The organism is Amycolatopsis sp. NPDC049252 (assembly GCF_043197175.1).
Classification (GTDB): domain Bacteria; phylum Actinomycetota; class Actinomycetes; order Mycobacteriales; family Pseudonocardiaceae; genus Amycolatopsis.
Genome location: NZ_JBICSQ010000021.1, coordinates 1 through 20831, shown reverse-complemented (window position 1 = coordinate 20831; position 20831 = coordinate 1). Strand labels below are relative to the sequence as shown.

Below are 20831 nucleotides of genomic sequence, written 5' to 3'. Positions count from 1 at the left end.
CAACCGAGCTGGAATCCCAGCATCAGCGCGGATCCCGCCGGAACAACGCCCGCGCCCAGAAATAGCCCGCCAACGCCAGCCCGACACACCAGCCCACGGCCACCAGGCCGTGCCCGGCGACCGGGGTGCCCAGCAGCAGGCCGCGCAGGGCGTCGATGACCGGGGTGAACGGCTCGTGCGCCGCGAACCAGCGGACCGCGCCCGACATCGCGTCCGGGGAGACGAACGCGCTGCTGAGGAACGGCAGCAGCTGGACCGCGAACGTGAACGGCGCGGTGCCCTCGGCGGTCCTGGCGGCCAGCCCGACCGCGACGCCGAGCCAGGTGAGGGCGAGGGTGAGCAGGGCGAGGATCCCGAAGGCGCCCAGCCAGCGCAGCGGGTCGCCGTCCGGCCGGAAGCCCAGCAGCACCGCGACCGCGACCACCAGCACCGCGCTGACCAGCGTCCGGACGGTCGAGCCGACGACGTGGCCGGTCAGCACCGACGCGCGGGAGATCGCCATCGTGCGGAACCGGGCGATGACGCCGGCGGTCATGTCGCGGTTGACCGCCATCGCCGTCGTCGTGGCGCCGTAGCCCACGGTCATCAGGAGGATCCCGGCGACGAGGTAGTCGATGTACCCGCGCCCCTGCGCCGCCGGCCCGAGCCCGGCGGTCAGCGCCCCGCCGAACACCCCGACGAACAGCAGCAGGAGCACGACCGGCAGGGCGATCGTCATGACCATCGCTCCCGGGTTGCGGAGCGTGTGGCGGAAGTTCCGCCGCACCATGGTCGTCGCGTCGCTCATCGGGCGGTCTCCTTCGCAGTGGTGGTGGTGTGGCCGGTGAGGGCGAAGAAGACGTCGTCGAGGTCCGGGGTGTGCACCGACAGCTCCTCGGGGTCGATCCCGGCGTCCTCCAAGCGGTCCAGCACGGCCCGCAGCGCACGGACACCGCCGTCGCCCGGCACCTGCAGGGTGACCGTCTCGTCGTCACGGCGCCCTTCGCCGAACGCGCGCGCGGCCGCGTCGAGGTCGGCGGCGTCGCGGAACTGCAGGCGCACGTGACCGCCAGGGACGCTCCGCTTGAGCTCCTTCGCGGTCCCGGCCGCGACGATCTCGCCGTGGTCGAGGACGGCGATCCGGTCGGCCAGCTCGTCGGCCTCCTCCAGGTACTGCGTGGTGAGGAAGATCGTGACGCCGCCGGCCACCAGCTCCCGGATGATCTGCCACATCGTGCGGCGGCTGCGCGGGTCGAGCCCGGTCGTCGGCTCGTCGAGGAAGATCACCCGCGGGTCCCCCACCAGCGTCATCGCCAGGTCGAGCCGCCGCCGCATGCCCCCGGAGTAGGTCGACGCGAGCCTCCCGGACGCGTCGGCGAGCTCGAACCGGGCGAGCAGCCCGGCGACCCGCCGCCGCCCTTCGGCGCGGCCGAGGTGGTGCAGGTCCGCCATCAGCACCAGGTTCTCCTCGCCGGTCAGCAGGTCGTCCACCGCCGAGAACTGGCCGGTGACGCCGATCGCCGCCCGCACCGCGTCCGGCTCGGCGGCCAGGTCGTGCCCGGCGATCCGGGCCGTCCCGCCGTCCGGGCGGATCAGGGTGGAGAGGATCCGGACCGCGGTGGTCTTCCCGGCCCCGTTCGGCCCCAGCAGCGCGAACGTCGACCCGGCCGGCACGTCCAGATCGATGCCGTCGAGCACGACGTGGTCCCCGAACGACTTCCGCAGACCGGTGACCGCGATCGCGGGTGCGACGCTGTCCATGTGCCTCCTTTGCCCGCGTGACCTGGGCGGTCACGACGAGAGGAAGATGCGGGGCGCGGGATTCACGACGGTTTCACCGCGGTTTCCGTCGGTTTCCGGCGCGACTTCGCGTGCCGCCCGGCGCGAACGCCGGTCCGGCCGGTACACTGGCCGTAGCCGGGAGCGCCGACGTGTGGTCGAGCCCCGCAAACCTGTACTTCTGCTTCACCGGCCCCGCTGCTCACAGCCGTGGCCGGTCCGTCCGGCTCGAGGGACCTGGTCCCGGCCGGCGGTCTCACCGAAACCAGCTTCGGCGGCGCGCAGCCGCCCTCAGCGGTTTCCCACGAAAGGATCTTCCGATCAGCAATTCCACAGTGGACAGCTCGTTGTTCAGCCACCCCGTCGTCGAGCAGCCCGGCCACGAGGCGCTCACCACCCCGCAGCACAACCGGTACGGAGGCCTGTTCCTCCAGCCGTTCTACACCCCGGAGTCCATGGCCGACGAAGAGTTCGAGCCCGCTCCGCAGCAGCGCTCCCGCAAGGCCCACGACCCGTCCGGGCGCCGCGGCCGCCGCTGAGCCGCGCGCGTACATCAGAACAGCGCCACGTCGGTCGTGGCATCGGCAGGCTTCGTGGCGGGTCGCAGCCGCAGCCGGACGGTGAGCACCACGCCGGCCGCGAGCGCGACCAGCACGTAGGCGTTGCCGAGAACCACTTGAAAAGGATCCCAGGCGAGCTCGCGGTGAGCGCCCTCCGGCACCGCGGCCAGCGCGCGGCCGGTGAACACCGCCACGACGCCGGCCAGCGCGGCCCACCGGCCCGCCAGGTAGCCGGCCAGCGCCACCACCCAGATCCAGTGGTGCGTCCACGACAACGGGCTCACCAGCAGGGCGCAGCCCGCCGACACGAGCAGGGCGGCGCGCGGATCACCGCGCCGGTGGAAGTCGCGCACCAGGATCGCCGCGACGGCGAGGCACAACGCGGCCAGTGCGGCGTACCAGGCGATCGAGGTCACGCCGAGCCGGACGAGCAGACCGTGCAGGGACTGGTCGAGCACCCAGTCGACGGAGCCGGCGTTGCGGTTGTCCACGACCGCGGACGACCAGTAACGCCACGAGTCGCCGGGCAGGACCAGCACGCCCACCGCGCTCGCGCCGAAGAAGGTCGCCAGGGCCCGCCACCCCTCGGCGCGCCGTCCGGTCAGGAAGAGGTGCGCGATGAAGATCAGCGGTGTCAGTTTCACCGCCGCGGCCAGCCCGACCAGTACCCCGCCGTACCGCCGGGTCCGCGCGGGCAGCACGTCCGCCACGACCAGCACCATCAGCACCGCGTTGATCTGCCCGAGCGACAGCAGGCGCCACACCGGTTCCAGGACAGGCAGAGCGCCCAGCACGACGAGCGGGGTGGTCCCGGCGAACCGGTGCAGCACCGACCACACGGCGAGCACCGAGCCCGCCGCGAGCAGCAGCCACACCAGCGGCACCGGAAGCCCGGCCAGGGGCAGGAACAGCAGCGCGGCGACCGGCGGGTACGTGAACGGCAGCTCCAGCGCCGACTTCGGGTCCAGCGCCGACAGCGGCTCGTACAGCGGCTGCCCGTGCAGGACGGCCAGGGCACCGGCCCGGTAGACCGCGCTGTCCGTGCCGAGCGGCGTGCCCTCGAGCCAGTGGTAGACCGCGATTCCCGCCAAGGCGGCGAGGACCACCGACAAGAGGCAGGCCGAAACTCTTTTCCCTGTGAACACAAGGAAAAACTAGGCAACCGCGGCGAACCCGTCGTCGTGCCGGAGAGCTGTCTTCCCCTGCCTTCCCGGTACCACTACGCCGGGCTCGTGCTACCGGCGTATCACTCGCCCGGTACCACCAGCTTCGCCTCGTACGCCAGGACCACCGCCTGCGCCCGGTCCCGGACCCCGAGCTTGCCCAGCACCCGGCTGACGTGGGTCTTGGCCGTCTGCTCGGCGATCACCAGCTCGGTCGCGATGTCCACGTTGGACAGTCCGCGCGCGATCAGGCGGAGGACCTCGGCCTCCCGCGCGGTCAGGCCGGCCAGCCGGGTGGTGTCCTGGGTGCGCGGCCTCCGCCCGGCGAACCCCGCGATCACCCGGCGCGTGACGGCGGGGGCGAACAACGCGTTGCCGCCGGCCACCATCCGCACCGCGGCGACGAGGTCGTCCAGCGGGGAGTCCTTCAGCAGGAAGCCGCTGGCCCCGGCGGCCAGCGCGCCGTAAACGTATTCGTCGGCGTCGAACGTCGTCAGCATCAGCACGCGAGGTCCGCGGCCGGGGTCGCCGCCGAGGATCCGCCGGGTCGCGGCCAGCCCGTCCAGCTCCGGCATCCGGACGTCCATCAGCACGAGGTCCGGCCGCAGCCGGTCGCACGCGGCGACGGCCTCGATCCCGGTGGCGGCCTCCCCGACCACCTCGATGTCCGGCTGCGCGTCGAGCACCGCGCGGAAACTCTGCCGGACCATGGTCTGGTCGTCGGCGATCACGACCGTGACGGCCATCGTGTCTCCCTGTCCTCCAGCGGAACGGTCACCGTGACCGCGAAGCCACCTTCTGCCCGCTGTCCCGCGGAAAAGCTACCGCCGAGCGCCGCCGCGCGTTCACGCATGCCGAGCAGGCCGTGCTTCGCGCGCCCGCCCGTCTCCTCCGGCACCCCCGAAACGGCACCGGTGTCCCGCACGGTGAGCCGCAGCTCGCCCGGGTCGATGTGCAGCACCACCTCGACCGCCGCGCCGGGTGCGTGCCGCACGGCGTTGCTGAGTCCTTCCTGGACGATCCGGTACGCGGACAGGGCGACCCCGGCCGGCAGGTCGCGGTACTCGCCACGCAGCTCGAACCGCACGACGGTACCCGCCGCGCGGACCCGTTCCACCAGTTCCTCGATCCGCTCGGCGCCGGGCTGCGGCTCGGTCTCCGGGACCGACTGCTCCGCGCGCAGCAAGCCGAGCATGCGGCGCATCTCGGTCATCCCGTCCCGGGCCGTGTCCTGGATCACCTGGAACTCGTCCCGCAGCCCCTCGTCCAGCCCGGGAAACCGGTAGCGCGCCGAGTCCGCGCGCATGGCCAGCACCGACATGTGGTGGGCGACCACGTCGTGCAGTTCACGGGCGATCCGGGCGCGCTCCTCCAGCACGGCCCGGTGCGTGGCCTCGTCGGCCAGGTCCCGTTCGGTGCCGCGCAGCCGGGACACCAGCCGGCCGAACACCAGCGGCACCGCGAGCAGCACGGCGATCGGGACCAGCTCGTCCCGCACGTTCGCGTGCAGGGCGCTCACCCCGACCGAGATCAGCCACACGCAGCCCAGCACCTGCGGACGGTGATGCCTGCCGACCGCGGTGAACACCGGGATCGCCGCCAGCGCGAGTCCGGGAGCCCACGGCCAGCCGAACCGCGCGTGGGGCCCGTAGAGCTCGTCCGCGAAAGCGACCACCACGATCAGCAGCCGCCAGGCCCACAGCGGGTGCAGCAGGGTGAGCGCCACCGCGACGGCCGTCGCGGCACCGGCCAGGGCGAGCGCGCCCGCCGGGGCGCGATCGCCGGGGACCAACGCGAGCACCCCGGCCACGAGGGCGAGCAGCCCGACGAGGACCCGCTGGGAGGATCCCGTGACGTTCGCCGGGCGCGCTCCCGCGAAGACGGTCTGCCACACCGCGTCCGCGGCCCCGCGCGCCACGGCGTCCACGCGCGTGCTCGTGATCCTCATCGGCGGCGACCCTACACAGCCGCAGGTCCCGGCGGCGCTGTCACGTCCGGCCCGCGGTGCTTCGACCGCACCAGGGGCAGGAAGAGGTCGTCGACGATCGCCTGGATGCGTGCGGCGTTCGGGGGCTCCAGGTCCATCAGCAGGTCGTGGCGCACCAGGTCGAACGGCATGGCCAGCACCACGGCGGGGATGCGCGCCAGATCGATTTCGCCGCGGTCGTGGGCGCGCTGGTAGAGGGCCCGCGTGAGCGGCCGTTCGCCCATGGCCTTGTCGCGCACCTGCGCCGGGGTCAGGCCGGTGTCGGCCAGCAACCCGGAAAACGCGCCGGCCGCGGCGATGGCGAAGAAGCCGGCCAGGGCCTCGCTCATGGCCGTCAGCTGGGCGATCAGGTCGCCGCGCAGGCTACCGGTGTCGGGAAGCGCGACCGGGTGGGCCGCGCGGTGGTGCTCGATCGCCGCGAACACGAGCTGGTCCTTGTTGGCCCACCGCCGGTAGAGCACGGCCTCGCTGGTGCGCGCACGTACCGCGATCGATTCCATCGTCAGGCGGGCGTAACCGACCTCGACCAGCTCGTCCCAGCCGGCGGCGAGCAGCTCGGACTCCAGCTGTTTGCCGTGCCGCCGTCGGCGGACGGGTTCCCCGGTGACCACCCGGCTCACGATAGAAAGTCTTTCCTTTCTTGGCAAGCGCGGCTACCGTGCGATAGAAAGTGATTCCTTTCTTACGCGGGGTGGACGATGACCGAGACGACAAGACCGATCCTGATCGCCGGCGCCGGCCCGACCGGACTGACGCTGGCCTGCGAACTCGCCCGCGCCGGCGTCCCCTTCCGCCTGGTCGAGGCCGCCCCCGGGCCGCAGCCCGGCTCGCGCGGCAAGGGCGTCCAGCCGCGCACCCTCGAGGTGTTCGACGATCTCGGCGTCGTCGGCCGGGTGCTCGCCCACGGCCGGATGGCCATGCCGATCCGGTCGACCACCCCCGACGGCCAGGTCACGCTGGGCGGCGACGCACCCGCGAGCCGCCCTGACGTCCCGTATCCGGCCAGCCTGATCACGCCCGAGTGGCGGGTCGAGGAGGCACTGCGGCTGCGGCTGGCGGAGTTCGGCGGCGCGGTCGAGTTCGGCACCACGCTCGACGGGTTCGAACAGACGGCCGACGGCGTGTCGGCGGTGCTCGTCAGGAGCGGCGAAGCCGAGACGGTCACCGCTAGCCGGCTGGTCGGCTGCGACGGTGGCCACAGCGTCGTCCGCAAGCAGGCCGGCATCGCGTTCGAAGGCGAGACCCGCGACGCGGTGCGGATGATCGTCGCCGACGTCGAGGTCGACGGCCTCGATCGCGACGCCTGGCACATGTGGCGGCAGCCCGACGGCCTGGTCACCCTCTGCCCGCTGCCCTCGACCGGCGCCTTCCAGTTCCAGGCCAGCATCGCGCCCGGCCAGAACCCCGACCTCGGCCTCGCGAACCTGCAGGCGATCCTCGAGCGGCGCAGCGGCCGCACCGACCTCCGGCTCCACGAGCCCGCGTGGTCGTCGTTGTGGCGCGCCAACATCCGCCTCGCCGAGCGCTACCGCGCGGGCCGGGTGTTCCTCGCCGGCGACGCCGCGCACATCCACTCCCCCGCCGGCGGCCAGGGGATGAACACGGGCATCCAGGACGCGCACAACCTCGGCTGGAAGCTCGCGGCCGTCGTGAAGGGCGCCTCGCCGGCGTTGCTGGACACCTACGAGGCCGAGCGGCGGCCCGTCGCCGCCGACGTGCTCACCCTCTCGAACGCGCGGCTCGCGCAGGCGATCGACCAGCAGGGCATCCCGGTCCGTCGTGACGCGAGCACGACGCAGCTCGCCATCGGCTATCGCGGTTCCGCGTTGGCTCGCGACGATCGCGACGACAACGCGCCGCTCCGCGCCGGCGACCGCGCGCCGGACGCGACCGGGCTGACGACGACGGAAGGCGAACGACGGCTGTTCGAGCTGACGCGCGGCGGGCAGTTCACCTTGCTCAGCTTCGGGACCGCCGCTCTTCCGGCCGACGTCCGGACGCTCCAGGTCGTCGAGCGACCGGCCGGACCCGGCGACATCGCCGACACCGGCGGCCACCTCGCGGCCGCGTACGGCGCGGCCGAGGGCACTCTCGTAGTGATCCGCCCCGACGGTTACGTCGGGCTGATCTCCGACGCCGGCGACGTCTCGGCGGTGGCGGCGTACCTCACGGAGATCGGCCGGCCGTCCGTCACCGAGAGCGTGTTACGGTGACGGTATAACTATACCGGTACCGAGGTAGCGAGGACATTCGTGATCGAACTGAAGACGCCTGCGGAGATCGAGCGCATGCACGTGGCCGGCCGTTTCGTGGCCGAGGTGCTCAGCGAGGTCGGCCGGCTCGCCGACGTCGGCGTCAACCTGATGGACCTGGAGCACCACGCGCGCGGCATGATCAAGCGGCGCGGCGCGGAATCGTGCTACTGGGACTACTCGCCGTCCTTCGGCGACGGCCCGTTCCGCAACGTCATCTGCCTCTCGGTCAACGACGCGGTGCTGCACGGCCTCCCCCACGACTACGTCCTGCGCGACGGGGACGTGCTCACCGCGGACCTCGCGGTCGGCATCGACGGCTGGGTGGCCGATTCGGCGCGCACGGTCATCGTCGGCACCGCCGCCGAAGAGGACCTGCGGATCATCCGGGCCACCGAGGAAGCGCTGGAGGCGGCGATCGAGGCGGCGCGCCCGGGCAACCGCCTCGGCGACATCTCGGCGGCGATCTACGCGGTGGCGTGCGGCTACGGCTACCCCGTCAACACCGAGTTCGGCGGGCACGGCATCGGCCGCACCATGCACGAGGACCTCCACGTCTCCAACAAGGGCCAGCCGGGCCGCGGGATGAAGCTCCGGCCGGGCCTGACCCTCGCGCTCGAGCCGTGGTTCGCCCGCACGACCGACAAGATCGTCTACGACGAGGACGGCTGGACGATCCGGTCGGCCGACGGCTCGCGCACGGCCCACTCCGAGCACACGGTCGCCATCACCGACGACGCCCCGATGGTGCTCACCCGGCGCGCCGGGGAGACCCCGCCGAAGCGCGGCTGACCGTCCACAAGGGACGCCGGGCCGGGACGAGAGGCCGACCACGTGGCCGATCCGGCCGACCCCGGCCGGTCGCCCTGCTCAGGCGACGGCGAACCGGGTCAGCACCGCGTCCGGCCGGACTTCCGGCAGCGCCCGGCGAAACGCGCGGTAGTAGGCCAGTTCCTCTTTGGACCGCAGGCCGGTGGCCGGGTCGTGGCCCTCGGTCAGTTCGGTGTCGCCGATCCGCTGGTTCCAGTACGGGGTCAGCAGGTCCGCGGCGCCGCTGCCGGTGCCGAACTCCAGTTTGGGGCGCCACAGCAGGTGGCCGGGCAGCCAGCCGGTGAACGCGCGGCGGAGATGACCTTTCTCGAGGCCGTCGGCTTCGAGAGACTTCACGTGGTCCGGCAAGGACATCGCGTGGCCGACCACCCGGGCGTCCAGGAACGGCACGCGCGCCTCGAGCCCGTGCGCCATCGTGACGCGGTCGCAGCGCTGGAGGTTGAGGCCGTGGAGCAGCTCGATGGTGCGCCGCAGCTCGCGGTGCAGCGCCGCCGGGTCGCGGTGGAGTTCGTGGTAGTAGCCGTAGCCGGCGAAGAGCTCGTCCGCGCCCTCGCCGGTCAGCACCGCCTTGACGTGCTGTGCGGCCAGCTCGGCGAGGAACCAGTTCGGCACCGCGCTGCGGATCAGGCCGGCGTCGAACGACTCGACGGACGCGACGACGTCGTCGAGCGCGGCCACGGCTCGGCCCGCGTCGAAGACCGTTTCGTGGTGCTCCGTCCCCAGGAACGCCGCGACCTCGCGGGCCGCGAGCAGGTCGGCGGACCCGGCCACGCCGACGGCGAACGTCTTCAACCGCCGTCCCTCGCGGGTGTACTCGGCCGCGGCGACGGCGGCGACGATGCTGGAATCCAGTCCCCCGGACAGGAAAACGCCGACCTCGACGTCGGCCATCAGGTGCCGCCGGACCGAGTCGACGAGCACGTCACGCGTCCGGCTCTCCAGTTCCGCCGCGGTGAAGCCGTCCTGGACGGGCGCGGCGGTGACGGCGGTCGCGAACCGGACCAGGCCGTCGGCCGGCGTCCACCAGCAGCCGGGCGGGAACATCTCCACCGCGGGCTGGACGTCGAGGGGGAAGGCGCGCATCTCGGACGCGAAGTAGTACAGGCCGCCGACTTCCGCCCAGTAGAGCGGCTTGATGCCGAGGCGGTCGCGTGCCGCGACGAACCGGCCGTCCGGCGTCGCCGCGCACAGCGCCCACATCCCCTCGAGCCGGTCGAACGCCCAGGGCCCGCGCCCGGTCAGCAGCGCGAGGGCCGACTCGCTGTCCGAGGCCGTGGTGAAGTCGTGGCCGGGCAGGCTTTCGCGCAGGTCGGCGTCGTTGTAGATCTCGCCGTTGCAGACCAGCGACCACGGCCCGGGGTCGCCGAGGGGCTGCCGCCCGTTGGCCGGGCCGACGATCGACAGCCGGTTGTGCCCGAGCCACGCCTGCGTGCCCACGCGCGCCTGGCCGGTGTCGTCGGGACCGCGGTGGGCCAGCCGGCCGAGCATGGTCCGGCCGGCGGCCACGACGTCGGAGGTGATCGCTTCGGGGGACGAGGTGTAGCACGCGACTATTCCGCACATGACCCTCACGCTAGGTCGGCCCGTGCGTAGATCTCAACCATAGTTGCGCTCCGCGCACGGCGGCCGGACACTGGGCCGATGGCGAACGACAGTCTGACCAGCGTGCACCGGGCCCTGGAAGTGCTGCGGGCGCTCGGTTCGGGGCCGATGGGGGTCCAGGCGGTCGCCGAGGCGCTGGACGCCGAGAAGACGCAGATCTCGCGGACGCTGAAGGTGCTGCTCGAGGAGGGTTTCGCCGAGCGAGACCCGAAGTCACTGGAGTACCGGCTCGGCTGGCGGCTCTACGCGCTGGCCGGCGCGGCCGGGGACAGCCGGCTCCGCCAGGACGCGCCCCGCGCGCTGCGCGCGCTGGTGCAGGAGCTGGGCGAGGCGGCGTACCTGACCGTCCGGGAAGGCGACGCGGCCCTGACGGTGCTGAGCGAGCAGGCCGGCCGCAGCGTCCAGGCACGCGAGTGGGTCGGCCGCGGCACGCCGTTGAACTGCACGTCCAGCGGGCGCGCCCTGCTGTTCGGCCTGGCCGACGACGAGGTCACCGCCCTGCTGAGGATGCGGCCGGGCCGCCTGCCGGGCACCCGCCACGCCCCGCTGACCATCGCCGCGGTGCTGAAGCGGCTGCGCCAGGAGCGCGCGGCGGGCCACGTGGTCGCGGCGGAGGAACACGAGATCGGCCTCACCGCGGTCGCGGCGCCGGTGCTCGACTTCCGCGGCGCGCCGCTGGCGGCGGTGAACGTTTCGGTGCCCAGCTACCGGCTGACGCCGGAGGTGCTGGAGCGGATCGTGGAGGCGGTCACGGCCACGGCTGCGAACCTGTCGGCCGGCGCGCGGCCCTGAGCCGCGGTGGTTCCCGGCCGGTGGCCACATTCCAGGTACACAAAGGGATTACCCGCCGGGCACCCGAAACCAAGGGGCGCCGCAGCGGTTCACGACCGGCACGAACCGAGCCGCGCCCACCCGGCCCTTGAAACGAGCCTCACCACAGGACTACCCGCCCGGCAACCGAACCCGAGCCCAGCGGCGCCCGAACCCTGACCCGCGCCGGGTGGTGCCCACATCCGCGGCAAGCCCCAAAGCCACCCGACTGACGCCCAAAACCCAGCCACCACAAGGCTCCGGCCCAGCGCAGAACTGAAGACCGCCGCAGGACCCCGCCCGCCGTCCACAACCCACCACGGACCGACCCGCCCGGCGCCCCAGCCGCGGGGGCTACCAGCCGACACTCAGCCCGAGCCCCACCCGCCCGGCGCACGGACCCGAGCCCCACCGCCGTGGTTCACGATCCGCTTCCGGAGCTGAGCAGCGGCGCTCGGCCGGCGGCGCCGCAGTGGCAACCAGCCGCCCAAGCCGAGCCGCGGTGGTTCCCGGCCGCGTCCCGGCGTGTCAGTCCTTCGTCGCGCCGGCCCACATCCGTTCGAACTCCTCGGCGTCGATCACCGTCGGCGTCAGCGCGTCCTGGGCCGCGAGCTCCTCGAACGACGGGAGCGGCACCTCGCTGAGCCCGGTGCGGCCCGTCGAGCGCCAGTCGTCGGCGTAGTGCAGGGTGCCGTCGGGGAAGGCCTCGACCTTGCGGACCTCCCAGCGGTCGTCGTCGAGTTCGCTGTAGATGTCCGCCGGGGCGTCGGCGGCGTCGTGACGCCAGTGCACGTGCAGGTAGTCCATGTCGGGTCTCCGGTTCAGCGCTGCCGCGGCGGCCGCGGGCGGGCCGCGTCGCCCCAGTCTTCCTGCCCCATGCTGTCGCCGAGGTGGGGGCCCTGGGGGTTCGGGCCGTGGCTGACGTGGGAGTCACCGATCTCCACCGGCCGTGGGTTCGGGTGGTTCGTCGGCTGGTCGTTGTGGTGCACCACGTAGACGTCCGGCCGGTGGTCGGACTGCGAGATCGTGTAGCCCTGGCTTTCCAGCGCGGACGGGCTGACCTCGATGTGGTGGGTGAAGCTGGCACCGGAACCCGGGTTGAGCACCAGGGCCTGGGACAGCCCTTCCTGCGACAGCTGTCCCGGCGCGATGTTGGTGAAGTAGCCACCCGAGCCGTACCGGGCGTGCGAGCCGACCAGCGGGTTCTCGGGCGTGCCGTGCGTCCACGCCGAGGGCCGCACGTGGCCGCTGCCCATGATGCCGTTCATGCCGGCTTCGTTGGTGTAGTGGTAAAGGCTCCCGTTCGGGTTGTCCGGGGTGTGCGGCACCGTCGCGTGCGGCGTCGTCGGCAGCGGGTTGTCGTAGTACGGCGGCGGCGGCCGGTTCCCGTTGCGGGGCGGCCGGCTCGGGCCGGCCCCGTTGTTGCCGCCGTTGCCACCGCGGCCGTTGCCACCACGGCCGCCCTGGTTGCCACCGCCGCCACGGCTGGACCCGCCGCCGCCGGAGCCGGACGCGGCGTCGGCGCACGGGGTGAGGCCGGACGGGTCGATGAACGCCAGCGGGTTGGCCACGTACGCCTGCGGGTTCGGCCCGCCGCCCAGGCCCAGCGGGTCGGCGCTGAGGAAGCGCGCGGTGCCCGGGTCGAAGTAGCGGTGGTAGTTGTAGTGCAGGCCCGTCTCGGCGTCGAAGTACTGGCCGGGGAAGCGGAGCGGGGTCACGGCCGGCGCGTTGTCGAGCGGCCGGCCCCAGATCGACTGCGACTGCTGGCGGACGACCACGCCGTCGAGGCCGATCAGCTCCGTCGGGGTGCCGACCACGTCGGTCATGATCGCGTAGAACCGCTGGTCGATCACCTGCTGGACGCCGTCCGGGCCGAGCAGCCGCTCGCTCTGCAGCAGCGGGAGGGCGCTGCCGGGCTCGACGTCCCAGCTGCGCAGCCGCCGCTGCCGGGCCGGGGTCAGCTGGTGCTCCTCGGCCAGCGCGGCGCCGTCCCAGGTGAAGTCGACCTGCTCGGCCACCGTGCCGTCGGCCGCGAGCCGCTGCTTCGCGACCCGCCTGCCCAGCGGGTCGTAGCGGTAGCGCCAGCGCTGCCCGTCGGGGGTGGTGACGCCGGTGAGGCGGTCCTCGGCGTTCCAGGTGAACCGCCAGACCTGCGGCCGCCCGTCCAGCCCCGGGGCGACGCGCTCGACGAGCCGGCCCTGCTGGTCGTGGGCGTAGCGGGTGGCGCCGGCGCCGGCGATCCGCGTGCCCGCGTACGTCCGGGGCCCGGCGAGCGGGTCGGGCACGGCGCCCGCCTGCGCGCCGGTCACGTTGCCGGTGCTGTCGTAGCTGTAGCGCTCGGCGTGCGACCCGGTGACCGCGCTGATCCGGCCCAGCGGGTCGAGCTCGAACGCCCGCGTGCCGGCGGCGGCGTCGTGCATCGCGGTGAGCAGGCCGTCTTCGCGGTAGTCGTAGGCGCGCCGGTGCACCAGGGCACCGCCGGCCGACGCCACGGTCTGCGCGGCCAGCCGGCCCGCCGCGTCCCAGTGCTGGCGCGTGTCGGTGACGCCCCAGCCGCGCTGGACCACGCGGCCCGCCGCGTCGCGGCGCAGGCTCATCGCGTGGCCGCCCACCTGCAGCCCGACCGGCGCGCCGGCGCCGTTGTAGGCCCACTGGCTGACCAGCCCGGACGGCAGGGTGCGCCGGATCCGCCGGCCGAGCGCGTCGTACTCCGAGCGCACGGTGCGGCCGTTGCAGGTCTCCGTCAGGGTCCGGCCCATGGCGTCGTAGGTGAAGCTGACGTCGGCGTCGGCGTTGACCGTGCGCAGGAGCCGGCCCGCGGCGTCGTAGGTCCAGCGGGTGACCTCGTTGCCGGCGCGCTGCTCGACGACCCGGCCCAGCGCGTCGCGGGTGAACGTGAGCGTTTCGCCGGCGCCGTTCGTGCGGCTGGTCAGGTCGCCCGCCGCGTTGTAGGTGTAGCGCAGCACGCGGCCGTCGAAGTCCGATTCCTCGACCAGGTTTCCCGCCGCGTCGTGCCGGTAGTCCCAGCGGCGTCCCTGCTCGTTGCGGACCGCGACGAGCCGCAGTTCCGTGTCGTGGGTGAACTCCATCCGGCTGCCGTCCGGCGCGATCCGCGCGGACGGCAGGTCGAACCCGCCGACCTCGGTCAGCGTCCGCGCGCCGGTGGCGTCGCGGTGTTCGCGAAGGTTGCCTTCACCGTCGTAGGTCCACTGCTCGGTGCCGCCGCCGGGGCGGGTCATGCGCAGCGGGCGGCCCTCGATCGTCCAGGCGTAGCGGGTGGTCTCCCCGGCCGGGCTGGTCTCCGCGGCCAGGCGGCCGAAGGCGTCGTACTCGAACGTGCCGACGGCGCCGGTGGGCCCGGTGACCGACTGGGTCAGGCCGCGCGCATCGGAGACGATGGTGGTCCGCCCGCCGAGCGGGTCGACGATCGTGGCGAGATTCCCCGCCGCGTCGTAGCCGTAGGTGGTGCGGGCGCCCGCGGCGTCGACCACCGCGGTGAGCTCGCCGCGTTCGCCGTACTCCCGCTGCGTGCGCGCGCCGTCGACGTCCACGGTGAGCACCGGCCGGTGCCGCTCGTCGTAGCGCGCCGAGTCGGCGGTGCCGTCGGGGTAGCCGACGCCGACCAGGTCGCCGGCGTCGTCGTAGGTGTAGGTGGTGGCGCCGCCGAGCTCGTCGGTGCGGACGAGCAGCCGGTGGTGCCGGTCCCAGTCGTAGCGGACCTCGTGGCCGAGCGGGTCGATCTCGCGGGCGACCTGGCCCCACTCGGTGAAGTGGTAGGTGATGACCGCGCCGAGCGAGTTCGTCGCGCGGGTGACGCGCGCGGCCGGGTCGTAGTCGAAGGTGTAGTCGAGGTACCCGCCGTCGCCTTCGGTGCGGACGCAGCGGCCGGCGTCGTCGTAGCGGTAGCGGTAGGAGAACCCGTTGCGGTCCTCCCAGTTCGTGATCCGCCCCTCGGCGTCGTAGCCGAACCGCAGCGGACGCCCGGAGGAGTTGACCACCTCGACGAGACGGCGCGCGTCGTCGTAGCGGTAGCGGACCAGCGGGAGGTCGGCCGGGGTGCCGTCCGGCAGCCGGGCACCGCCCACCAGGTCGAGCGCGGTGACCAGGCCGGCCGTCGTCTCGACGCTGAGCAGGTAGCCGCCGGAGTGGCTGATCGTGGTCAGTACGCCGTGCTCGTCGCGGCCGAAGTCGATGCGCGGGCCGGAGCCGCGCAGCACCGACGTCACCGGCAGCTCCGCACCGCCGGACGGCGCGAAGAGCAGGGTCTGCGACAGCTCGGGCATGGTGACGGTGAAGCCGCCGTCGGCGGTGCGGGCCAGCGGCCAGCGGGGCCCGAACTCGGGCAGCACCGAGCCGCTGTCGCCCGGCAGCGGGTAGACCATCAGCGCGCCGTCCTCGGCGGCGAAGCTGACGCCCTCGTCGTCGATCTCCAGCCGCTGGTCCAAAGTGGACGCCCAGGTGCGGCCGAACGACCGGCCGACGCGGTAGTCCGACAGGTGCGTGCGCGAGACGATCAGCGGGAGCGCGGCCCGCAGCTCGACGTCGGTCTGCGGCAGGAACATCCGCCCGCTCGCGACGTCGATCGGGTCACCGCAGTCGGGCAGGTCCTTGGTGGGGGTGGAATTGTGCGGCGGGTTGCCGTTGCCGCCCCGGATGTCACCCTTGGCCCCCGACGAGGTCGTGGCGTCGCCGCCCGGCCCCTTGGCCGGCGGCGGCGTGCCGTTCGGGGTGCTGTCCGGGGTGTCGTTCTTCGGCGGCGGCGGGTCGGTCTTCGGCGGCGGCGGGTCGTTTTTCGGCGGGGTGTGGTCGCCGGACGGCGTCGTCGAGTCGCCACCCTTCGGCGGCGGCGAGTGATCGCCCGACGGCGTCGTGGAATCGCCCCCCTTCGGCGGCGGCGAGTGGTCACCGGAGGGGGTCGTCGAGCCACCGCCCTTGGGCGGTGGCGCCTTCGGCGTGCCGTCGATGCCGCTGACCTTCTTCGGCGGGGCGACCTTGCCGCCGTTCTTGAGGCCCTTCAACGCCTTCGCCGCGTCCGAGAACAGGTCTCCGGCGCGCTTGAGCAGCGGAATCAGCGCCTTGAGCGCCGTCACCAGCCGCTTGACCAGGTCCGCGATCTTCGACGCCGTCTTCGCCACCGCGCCGATCACCTGCGGCACCACCCAGGTGAGCCCGATGCCGAGGGTGAACACGACCTGCAGCGCCCAGCTGATCAGGTGCCCGATCAGCTCCGCGATGATGTCGCGCACCAGGGCGCGCACCGCGGCCACGACCTCGCCTGCGGTCTTCACCCCGCTGGAAGCGCCTTCGCAGCCCTTCTGGGCCGAACCCAGCAACGCGACCGCGTCCTCGGTCCGCTGCCGGTAGGCGTCCGCCGCCGGGCCGGCCCAGGACTGCAGGTCCGACTTCACCATGTCGCCCAGGTCGGTGCCGACACCCTGCAGCTCACCCGCGATGTTCTTCCAGGTCTCCGACTGGGCCGCGATCTCGTCGGCGTTGCCGGTCAGGCCGTCGAGCGCCTGCTTCAACGGGCCGACGTGCTCCATCAGCCACGCCACCCCGGCCGCCAGGATCGCGCCGAACGGGTCCATCGCCATGGACAGCGCGTCCAGCGCGGTGCCCACCGCCCCCATCGCGACCGACGCCCAGTCCCCGCTCTCGATGGCCGACTTCAGGTCGGCCGCCGACTCCATGAGCGAGATACCCGTGTAGGGCTTGGTGGAGTCCTGCGCCTGCGCAACAAGAGGGTTGGTCACCCGTTCAGGCTAGCTGGCCACCACTCGGACATACGCAGGTCATCGGTCGGACACCCGCCCGTCCCCCGACCGGAGGTACAAAAGGGCATCCGGCGGCCCCGCATCATCGGACCAGGCGGCCGTTTCCGCCGAAACCGGACAGGGAGTGCCGTCCCCGGGCGGGGCGGTCCGGGCGTCAGTTCCGCGCCGGGAAGGCGGTACCGGTCAGCCGCTCGCTCGGCAACACCGAGCAGCTGCGCGTACCGGACCTCAGGCCCCGACGGCGGCACCCGGCAGTGAAATCTGCCGCACCGACTCCAGCGCGAAACCGGACAACACGACCCGGGCCGAGCAGCGGCTCACGCCCGAGCCGGCCGACGGCACCCGGCGCAGCACGACCTCGTACATCCCCCGCGGCGCGGACACCAGCACCACCCGGGAGTCACCGTGCGTGTGTTCCTCGACCGCCAGCACGGCGTCCACGCCCCGCGCGCCGACGCGGCCGCGGACGGCGATCTCGGCGAACTGTGCCGACGGGCTTTCCGCCGAGGTGCGGCCGCGGAGGTGCTCCAGGCGGACGTTGCCGCTCAGCGCCTCCTTGGCCACCAGCTCGGCGTCCGCCACGCCGAGGCCGCCGTGCAGGAAGCCGTCCGGGACCGTCAGCAGGTTGCCCGCCCAGCGGTCACCGCCGACGTGGCTGACCTCCCAGACCTGGCCGGGGTGGTTCTGGGCCAGGCCGGCGACCACCGGCCGGCCGTAGACCGCGCAGCACATGTCCTTGCTGCCGTGCGTGCAGACCAGGAACAGCGGCCCGGCCACGGAGATGCCGTGGCCGCCGCGGCCGGCCGCGACCGCGGCGAAGTCGAGATCGGCGAGCTCGGCGAGGTCGTTCACCTCGAGCCGCTCGAGCCACCGCCGCCCCGGGCGGCCGCTGGCCAGGAACACCGTGCGCGGCGCGCCCGGTACCCGCGCGTGCCTGCCCGGTTTCCGGATGAGCAGCGGACGCAGGCCCGCCTGCCGGGCGGCGTCCAGCTGCCCAGCGGGAAACACCTGGTCGACGGTCGTTTCGAGAGCGTCGGGGCCCCACGCGCCCGGCTGCTCGATCAGCAGCCACGACGTCATGCGACCCGCGGTTCCGGCGGGGTCACCTCCGAGCGCGCGGGCGAGCGTGGCGCACCCCGGCTCGGCGTCCGGTTTTCCGGCGCAAGCTCCCCCTGGAACACCGGAGCTCGACTTAGGCATGCCTAAGCATATCGGACTACGCCGTCGAGAGCAGCCCCTGTGTGACCAACTCCCCGAGCAGCGCCCGCAGGGTCACCCCGTCGAGGGAGGGAACGGCGTCCGCGAGCACCCGGACCTCGCGCGGCGAACCGTCGAGCAACGCGGCCAGCACCGGGCGCGCGATCGCCGCGAACACCAGCCGTTTCCCGGCCGCGACCAGGGCAACCGTGCCCTCGCCGTCGTCGAGCGCCGCCCGCGGGGCGAGCAGCCGGACCGCGAAGTCGTCCCCGGGCGGGAGCAGCTCCGCCGTCGCGGACCACGGCAGCCCGATGCGCGGGTGCGCCGGGGCCTGGGCGTCCCGATCGGCGAGGAACCGGTCCACCAGGTCGTCGGTCATCAGCTCGGCGAGCTGCTGGCGCAGCTGCGCCGCCCGCTTGGTCCGGTCGCCCGGGCCCGCGAACCGCGGCAGGTCCTCGCGGAACAGCTCGTCGGCCCGCACCTGGTCGGCGAGCCAGGCCACCAGGTCGACGCCGGTGGCCGGGGTGAACCCGATGGTCAGGTGCAGGGACTCCTCGCCGACCGCGGAGACGTCGTGCCAGTGCCCGCGCGGCACGTAGAGGACGTCGCCGTCCTCCAGCAGGAAGTCTTCGAGGGGCTCGCCCTCCGGCCGTGGCGGGAGCTCGACGTCCCGCTGCAGCGGGGAAGGCCGGGTGATGCCGTGCAGCCGCCAGCGTTTGCGGCCGGCGAGCTGGATGATGAACGCGTCGTGGTCGTCCCAGTGCACGTCGAACCCGTGCGTGGTCCCCCACCCGGCGTACAGGTTGACCTGGACACGCTCACGCAGGTCGTGTTCGAGCCGCGCCGCCAGGTCGCCGACCGGCTCGACGAGCTCGTTGACCGAGTCGAGCACGAGGGTCGCCCCGGCGCGCAGCCGCTCGGCGAACGGCGCGGACAGCACGCGGGGCACCAGCCCGGTGCGCCGGGTCTGCACCATTTCGGTGTAGGTGTGCGCGGGCACGACCTCGCCGTCGAGGGCGAGGCGCAGCCGCGGGAAGTCCAGGCGGTGCTGCCGCAGGACCCGGTCGAGGTCCGTCCACCGGAGCAGGGACGCGAACCGCCCGGGCCGCCCGGTGAACCGCCGGGGCGCGCGCCCCAGCACGTCGGAGTGGAACTGGCCGGCCTCGAGCGGAGCCACGAGGTCGGCCAGTCCCGGAACTGCCGTCACGACAGCCCTTCGCCGGGCTAGTCGTTACCGTCGTTGTCGGCCACCGCGCCGTTCGCCTTGCCGCGATCGACGGCGGCGGGCAGCGCCTCCACGCTCAGCAGCAATCCGCTGACCGGCGCCTGGTTCTCAGTTGCCGTGTGTTCCTGCCCCATCCGGACCTCCCAAGACATCGACGACTGGTCGGCTTCACGCTACGTCAGGCCGACTTTGCCGTCATCGATCATTTGAGTAGTCCTCACTCACGCGAAGGCCTCGCCGGTGGTGGCCTCCTGCGCCAGGTCCAGCAGGGTGCTGTGCAGGCTGGGTTCCCCGGGGCCGAGGACGTCCAGGGCCAGCGCGCTCAGCGCGATCCGGTTGGGCAGGCCGGTTTTGGTGATCAGGTTGCCGACGTGGCGTTCCACCGTGCGGGGCGACAGGTGCAGCCGGGCCGCGATCTCCTGGTTGTTCAGCCGGCCCGCCAGCAGCCCGAGCACCTCGTACTCCCGGGCGGTGACGCCGGCCGAGCGCAGCCGCGCCGGGATGTCGTCGGTGCCCGCGCGGTGCTGCGGGACCCGGGCGCCCGTGCGCCGCAGCAGGGCGCGGCACGCCCGGGCCACCGCCGGGACCTTGCCCCGGTGGAAGTACCGCTCGGCGGCGCGCAGCCAGCCGACCGGGTCGCCCCAGCCGTCGTCCAGGGCGGCCTCGCCCACCAGCCGCAGGGCGAGGTGACGGCTGGTCGCGTACGGCTCGGCGACCCGCAGGGCCTCGACCATCGCCCGTTCGGCCTGGCGGCGCTTGCCCTCCCGGCCGAGCAGGACGGCGCGGGCGAACTCGGCGAACTGCCGGTCCCAGCGCAGGGCCGCCGCCGGGTCGGCGTGCACGGCCCGCCACTCGGGACGGCCCGCCGTGCCGTCCACCACCCGCAGCAGCAGGTGCAGCCCGAACCGGCCGGAGAGGTGGTCGATGTCGCCGCCGGCCTCCTCGTGGTGCGCGGCCAGCGCGAGGTCCTCCCGGGCGCGGGCGCGGTCCTCCTCCAGCAGGGCGCAGAACGCGCCGGCCAGGCCGTGGATGCGGGGCGCGTGCAGTGTGACGTCCCCTCGGTGACGCCCGAATTCGGTCAGCGCTTCGGTCAGCGCCGCGCGGTCGCCCCGGTGCCCGGCGAGCACCACCCGCAGCAGGAGCACGTAACGCGTGGTCTCGGCTTGGCGGAACCGGATCGTCGCGTCCAGTGCGTGGTCGAGCAGCTCGCCGGCCTCGGTGAGTTCGCCGCGCAGGATCGCGTGCAGGGCCAGGCCGGCCTCGGCCTGGTAGCGGGCGGTCACCGAACCGGCCGCGCTCGCCTGCTCGCGGGCCCGGTTCAGCCGGGTGAGGTCGCCGGTGCGCAACGCGTCGTCGTGGCCCAGCCGGACCAGCGCGTGCAGCTCCCAGAGCGGCAGGCGGTGCAGCACAGCCAGCGAGTGGGCGTGCTCGAGGTGGGCGGTGGCCTCGGCCGCGTCGCGCTGCCGGGCGATCGCGGCGAGCAGCAGCCAGGCCTGGCAGGCCACCACCGGCAGCGGCACCGATTCGGCGACCGTCGCCGCCCGCCGGGCCAGCGCCTCGGCGGCGGCGCGCCGGTCCGGGCCCGGCTGGTCGTAGGCGAGGTGTGCGGCGACCACGTCGATCACGGCGACGTCGGCCGCCGCGGCGTCCGGGCCGAGCAGCGCCCGGGCCG

Annotated in this window: 17 protein-coding genes; 4 read left to right on the top strand and 13 right to left on the bottom strand. The window is 73.6% G+C overall.

Annotated features, from left to right (window positions below):
* Positions 1 to 22 precede the first annotated feature (22 nt).
* Both ACGFMK_RS22985 and ACGFMK_RS22980 read right to left on the bottom strand, forming a co-directional pair.
* Complete coding sequence (locus tag ACGFMK_RS22985; RefSeq protein ID WP_392766571.1) at positions 23 to 787, bottom strand: ABC transporter permease; 765 nt, start codon at positions 785 to 787, stop codon at positions 23 to 25.
* Entirely contained in the window at positions 784 to 1740 is a 957-nt protein-coding gene (locus ACGFMK_RS22980) for an ATP-binding cassette domain-containing protein (protein ID WP_392766568.1), read from the bottom strand. Before ACGFMK_RS22980 ends, ACGFMK_RS22985 begins: the two co-directional genes overlap by 4 nt.
* A gap of 353 nt (positions 1741 to 2093) precedes the next feature.
* Between ACGFMK_RS22980 and ACGFMK_RS22975 the strand changes: the two genes are divergently transcribed.
* Positions 2094 to 2297, top strand: a complete 204-nt coding sequence (locus ACGFMK_RS22975) for a hypothetical protein (RefSeq protein ID WP_392766566.1) — start codon at positions 2094 to 2096, stop codon at positions 2295 to 2297.
* Between the two features lie 14 nt (positions 2298 to 2311).
* Here the strand turns inward: ACGFMK_RS22975 and ACGFMK_RS22970 are convergent, their stop codons facing one another.
* From ACGFMK_RS22970 to ACGFMK_RS22955, 4 genes are all read right to left on the bottom strand, one after another.
* Entirely contained in the window at positions 2312 to 3424 is a 1113-nt protein-coding gene (locus tag ACGFMK_RS22970) for a glycosyltransferase 87 family protein (protein ID WP_392766563.1), read from the bottom strand.
* 140 nt (positions 3425 to 3564) lie between these two features.
* Positions 3565 to 4227, bottom strand: a complete 663-nt coding sequence (locus ACGFMK_RS22965) for a response regulator (protein WP_392766560.1) — start codon at positions 4225 to 4227, stop codon at positions 3565 to 3567.
* Positions 4209 to 5429: a sensor histidine kinase gene (locus ACGFMK_RS22960; RefSeq protein WP_392766557.1), complete on the bottom strand. Its 1221-nt coding sequence runs from the start codon at positions 5427 to 5429 to the stop codon at positions 4209 to 4211. The genes ACGFMK_RS22965 and ACGFMK_RS22960 overlap by 19 nt, the downstream gene beginning before the upstream one ends.
* A gap of 11 nt (positions 5430 to 5440) precedes the next feature.
* Positions 5441 to 6088 carry a TetR/AcrR family transcriptional regulator gene (locus ACGFMK_RS22955; protein ID WP_392766554.1) on the bottom strand — a complete coding sequence of 216 codons (648 nt, stop codon included), beginning with the start codon at positions 6086 to 6088 and terminating at the stop codon, positions 5441 to 5443.
* Between the two features lie 78 nt (positions 6089 to 6166).
* Between ACGFMK_RS22955 and ACGFMK_RS22950 the strand changes: the two genes are divergently transcribed.
* Together ACGFMK_RS22950 and map are read left to right on the top strand one after the other, a co-directional pair.
* Positions 6167 to 7681, top strand: a complete 1515-nt coding sequence (locus ACGFMK_RS22950) for an FAD-dependent oxidoreductase (protein WP_392766551.1) — start codon at positions 6167 to 6169, stop codon at positions 7679 to 7681.
* A gap of 39 nt (positions 7682 to 7720) precedes the next feature.
* Positions 7721 to 8512: a type I methionyl aminopeptidase gene (gene map / locus ACGFMK_RS22945; protein ID WP_392766548.1), complete on the top strand. Its 792-nt coding sequence runs from the start codon at positions 7721 to 7723 to the stop codon at positions 8510 to 8512.
* 78 nt (positions 8513 to 8590) lie between these two features.
* Here map and asnB read toward each other — a convergent pair whose 3' ends face one another.
* Positions 8591 to 10114 (bottom strand): asparagine synthase (glutamine-hydrolyzing), encoded by a 1524-nt coding sequence (gene asnB / locus ACGFMK_RS22940; RefSeq protein WP_392766545.1) that lies wholly within the window; start codon positions 10112 to 10114, stop codon positions 8591 to 8593.
* Positions 10115 to 10192: 78 nt separating this feature from the next.
* Here asnB and ACGFMK_RS22935 point away from each other — a divergent pair, with 78 nt between their 5' ends.
* Complete coding sequence (locus ACGFMK_RS22935) at positions 10193 to 10945, top strand: IclR family transcriptional regulator (protein ID WP_392766542.1); 753 nt, start codon at positions 10193 to 10195, stop codon at positions 10943 to 10945.
* A gap of 546 nt (positions 10946 to 11491) precedes the next feature.
* Here the strand turns inward: ACGFMK_RS22935 and ACGFMK_RS22930 are convergent.
* The 6 genes from ACGFMK_RS22930 to ACGFMK_RS22905 form a co-directional block, all read right to left on the bottom strand.
* Positions 11492 to 11770, bottom strand: coding sequence for a DUF6881 domain-containing protein (locus tag ACGFMK_RS22930; protein ID WP_392766539.1), 279 nt, complete (start codon positions 11768 to 11770; stop codon positions 11492 to 11494).
* Positions 11771 to 11784: 14 nt separating this feature from the next.
* Positions 11785 to 16716, bottom strand: a complete 4932-nt coding sequence (locus ACGFMK_RS22925; protein WP_392766536.1) for an RHS repeat-associated core domain-containing protein — start codon at positions 16714 to 16716, stop codon at positions 11785 to 11787.
* A 249-nt stretch (positions 16717 to 16965) separates the two neighbouring features.
* Positions 16966 to 17937: a sucrase ferredoxin gene (locus tag ACGFMK_RS22920; RefSeq protein WP_392766533.1), complete on the bottom strand. Its 972-nt coding sequence runs from the start codon at positions 17935 to 17937 to the stop codon at positions 16966 to 16968.
* Between the two features lie 16 nt (positions 17938 to 17953).
* Complete coding sequence (locus ACGFMK_RS22915; RefSeq protein ID WP_392766530.1) at positions 17954 to 19141, bottom strand: cupin domain-containing protein; 1188 nt, start codon at positions 19139 to 19141, stop codon at positions 17954 to 17956.
* Positions 19142 to 19158: 17 nt separating this feature from the next.
* The gene (locus ACGFMK_RS22910) at positions 19159 to 19293 is read right to left on the bottom strand and encodes a hypothetical protein (protein WP_323326627.1); all 135 of its coding nucleotides are present in this window, start codon (positions 19291 to 19293) and stop codon (positions 19159 to 19161) included.
* Positions 19294 to 19380: 87 nt separating this feature from the next.
* The coding region (locus tag ACGFMK_RS22905; RefSeq protein ID WP_392766526.1) for a LuxR C-terminal-related transcriptional regulator at positions 19381 to 20831 on the bottom strand (1451 nt) is incomplete at its 5' end.

What these genes read in the sequence shown, in the direction of transcription:
- ACGFMK_RS22935 (WP_392766542.1), top strand. Translation starts at nt 10,193, where the DNA reads ATGGCGAACGACAGTCTGACCAGCGTGCACCGGGCCCTGGAAGTGCTG.
- ACGFMK_RS22960 (WP_392766557.1), bottom strand. Translation starts at nt 5,429, where the DNA reads ATGAGGATCACGAGCACGCGCGTGGACGCCGTGGCGCGCGGGGCCGCG.
- ACGFMK_RS22930 (WP_392766539.1), bottom strand. Translation starts at nt 11,770, where the DNA reads ATGGACTACCTGCACGTGCACTGGCGTCACGACGCCGCCGACGCCCCG.
- ACGFMK_RS22985 (WP_392766571.1), bottom strand. Translation starts at nt 787, where the DNA reads ATGAGCGACGCGACGACCATGGTGCGGCGGAACTTCCGCCACACGCTC.
- ACGFMK_RS22950 (WP_392766551.1), top strand. Translation starts at nt 6,167, where the DNA reads ATGACCGAGACGACAAGACCGATCCTGATCGCCGGCGCCGGCCCGACC.
- ACGFMK_RS22980 (WP_392766568.1), bottom strand. Translation starts at nt 1,740, where the DNA reads ATGGACAGCGTCGCACCCGCGATCGCGGTCACCGGTCTGCGGAAGTCG.
- ACGFMK_RS22965 (WP_392766560.1), bottom strand. Translation starts at nt 4,227, where the DNA reads ATGGCCGTCACGGTCGTGATCGCCGACGACCAGACCATGGTCCGGCAG.
- ACGFMK_RS22920 (WP_392766533.1), bottom strand. Translation starts at nt 17,937, where the DNA reads ATGCCTAAGTCGAGCTCCGGTGTTCCAGGGGGAGCTTGCGCCGGAAAA.
- asnB (WP_392766545.1), bottom strand. Translation starts at nt 10,114, where the DNA reads ATGTGCGGAATAGTCGCGTGCTACACCTCGTCCCCCGAAGCGATCACC.
- ACGFMK_RS22910 (WP_323326627.1), bottom strand. Translation starts at nt 19,293, where the DNA reads ATGGGGCAGGAACACACGGCAACTGAGAACCAGGCGCCGGTCAGCGGA.